We start from the raw sequence: 2,534 nt of genomic DNA, 5'->3' as shown, positions 1-2,534 counted from the left end.
ATCTATAAGTGTACAATGCTTCGCCCAGTTTTTTCCAGAAAGAACCTTTTCAAATAAGAACAGTTGATATACTCCCGGGTTTCACTTTGCTAACCCGGGTTATATTGGGTAATTGGAAAGTTTATTTTGCCATGGCTTTTTTAATAAAGCCAGCGATAAGCATTAGGACAGCGCCGCCGATACCACTACTACCTACATTACCTAATAGAGCTCCAATATCAATTCCTGAACCTTGTACTTGCTGAAATAAATCCATTGCTTTGGCAATATAACCACCGCCAAGACCACCAATTAATCCGGTGATAGAATTTCCTAAAGCTCCGAGGTTTTGATTTTTAGCAACATTACCTGCAACATTGCCACCAACTAATCCACTAACCAGACTGATGATTAGATTCATTATATCCATATAATTTCTCCAATAATTGAATAATGACAACCCAATGTGAGTATATCCTAATTTATATCGGAATAGGAATAGCCCGAAGACGAATTTTTTAATAGCAAGGCAAAGCTTAAAAATTAACCTTTTATTAATATGAGAACAGCACAAAACTTATGACTTGGAAATAGGTAATGGTCAAACAGTTTTTGTGGTTAATCCATTTAAATATTTATCATGTATGAGAAGCTTCATTAATTACTAGGTCTGTTGACATTTGGTTTTTAATATTCATTAAAGCAATAAATGCTTTTTATATCATTCATGGCTTTATCTCTTGTTTTACAAAGTATAACATCTAAAACATTGCCTAGTTGATAGACGCATATTTTATAATTTCCAGGCTCAATATTGGTTGAAATGCGATATTTCCAATCATTGTCATGGAACATACCGACTGAGGTACACACTATTTTCCCTGAAGGAATATAAATAATACACGTTTCACTACTATCATCAACTAATTGAATTTCTTCGTTGGTTAAGACAGGCTCTAATGAATCGATAATTCTTAGTTGTACTTTTATTAAGCCATTGCTTAGCAGTTATTGCATTTCTGTCATAACTTACCAAGATATCATGTGCAATGATACGCATATATTTAATTTTATTTTTAGCATCAAAACCTTGCAGAGCTTTCCAAGTTTCTTCAATTTGAAAAAATGTTTTTTTAGGCGGGTTAAATTTTTCTTTCTGCATTACATAACTGACTTAAATAAAAAAATTTTATCATTTAGTTATTAAAAATAACATGGCGTATTAATCAATACTTTAGTAGAAAAGCGCAACTCTAGATGCATGGTTTCGCTTTAACTTATCAAATCTTGTAGCTAGAGTTCGAAGTTTTTGATTATTTCGAATAAATTTTCAACTAAATATCTATATTTATACAGAAACCAGTCCATGTTTGAGTTTTACGAGTTTGTTCTTATTCTTTAATACTTAATGTTAACAATTAAAAAAAAATGGCATTAATCTATCTTTTTCGGGTAGGATAAATAGTATTTCATTTTTAAGTTAAGAAATTCTAACATTCAACACAGCTCTTAACCTAATACTATTTAAAATTAATTTTTTAGCCAAGGAGCATTTTATGGGTAAATTAAATTCCGCAGGAATGATGAAAATTGCAAAAGCCAAGAAAAAACGTATTGCCGCTCTACAAAGTTTGATAGCCCAACCATTTAATATAACCAATCCAGAGCAAGTAGTCGCAGTAAAAGAATATATCGATAATTTCGAATTTGCTGCAAATCAAATGTATTTATTCCAAGGCTTAAGTCTTGGATTATTTAGCTGGAGTTCTTCATTGGTTATAGCACGTATAGTACCTATTCCAGATTTTGCTAATTACCTTTTAACTTCATTATTTTATTTTGGTGCAGCCGGTTATATTCTACAGAAATTTAATACCACGGATTTTTATAATCACTTAGAAGAAATGAAAACAATTTATAATTGGTGTTTGAAAGAAAATAAAGAAATTTACTCCGGTTTAAATAATAATGACACCCTGGATCATCCGGAAATGCAGCGAATGATAGAATTGCTTGCGCCATTATGTTCTACACATTTTATGTGTGTATGGCCTAAGTTTAAAGATGAAAATGAACTTAAAAGTGGATTAGCAGCAGTAGTGGGAGTGGGCCAAAAAGTCTATACACGTTTTTTTTGTCCCGTCCAGCAACCTTCAGATAAACTTAAAGCGCTTCAAGTAAAGATAGAAAAAGGTGAGTTAACATTAAATACGTGGAAGGGATCAGAAAAAGCAATACGCTATTTTGCAACTAATACCAATTTTAGAGAAATGCTAAGAGCAAAAATAAGAGCGCCGCTGGACTATATAAAAGAGGTACTTCCTGAAATTATCACCTCAGAATTAACTGGTGTTAAACTTTTTTAAAGTCTGATATTTTACAACATAGCCCAGATTAAGTGAACTATCTGGGTCAAAGTTGGGGTTAAGTGGAAGTGCTTGATAATATCTTCGCAGTAAAACTACTCCTTAAATAAAACCCACGGGGCAATGTTTTTACTTTATTTCCCTCACTATCAAATCCATAACATAACGATTTTCCGTTAGCAGCCTTAG

The 2,534-nt window shown here is 32.2% G+C and carries 3 protein-coding genes and 2 pseudogenes; 1 reads left to right on the top strand and 4 read right to left on the bottom strand.

Features of this window, described 5'->3' with window-relative positions:
• Positions 1-121: 121 nt before the first annotated feature.
• From WA877_RS11055 to WA877_RS11045, 3 genes and pseudogenes are all read right to left on the bottom strand, one after another.
• Positions 122-409 (bottom strand): hypothetical protein, encoded by a 288-nt coding sequence (locus tag WA877_RS11055; RefSeq protein WP_425170971.1) that lies wholly within the window; start codon positions 407-409, stop codon positions 122-124.
• A 489-nt stretch (positions 410-898) separates the two neighbouring features.
• A complete protein-coding gene (locus WA877_RS11050; RefSeq protein ID WP_425170970.1) occupies positions 899-1,141 on the bottom strand; it encodes a hypothetical protein in 243 nt (80 codons plus the stop codon).
• Between the two features lie 72 nt (positions 1,142-1,213).
• A pseudogene (locus WA877_RS11045) lies at positions 1,214-1,356 on the bottom strand (IS5/IS1182 family transposase); the annotation flags it as partial.
• 179 nt (positions 1,357-1,535) lie between these two features.
• Between WA877_RS11045 and WA877_RS11040 the strand changes: the two are divergent.
• Complete coding sequence (locus WA877_RS11040; RefSeq protein WP_425170969.1) at positions 1,536-2,345, top strand: hypothetical protein; 810 nt, start codon at positions 1,536-1,538, stop codon at positions 2,343-2,345.
• Between the two features lie 58 nt (positions 2,346-2,403).
• Here WA877_RS11040 and WA877_RS11035 read toward each other — a convergent pair.
• Positions 2,404-2,534, bottom strand: a pseudogene (locus tag WA877_RS11035) (DNA mismatch repair endonuclease MutH); the annotation flags it as partial.

Source organism: Legionella sp., from assembly GCF_049790535.1.
Taxonomy (GTDB): Bacteria; Pseudomonadota; Gammaproteobacteria; order Legionellales; family Legionellaceae; genus Legionella.
This window is presented reverse-complemented; position numbering and strand designations above follow the sequence as displayed.

What these genes read in the sequence shown, in the direction of transcription:
- WA877_RS11050 (WP_425170970.1), bottom strand. Translation starts at nt 1,141, where the DNA reads ATGCAGAAAGAAAAATTTAACCCGCCTAAAAAAACATTTTTTCAAATT.
- WA877_RS11040 (WP_425170969.1), top strand. Translation starts at nt 1,536, where the DNA reads ATGGGTAAATTAAATTCCGCAGGAATGATGAAAATTGCAAAAGCCAAG.
- WA877_RS11055 (WP_425170971.1), bottom strand. Translation starts at nt 409, where the DNA reads ATGGATATAATGAATCTAATCATCAGTCTGGTTAGTGGATTAGTTGGT.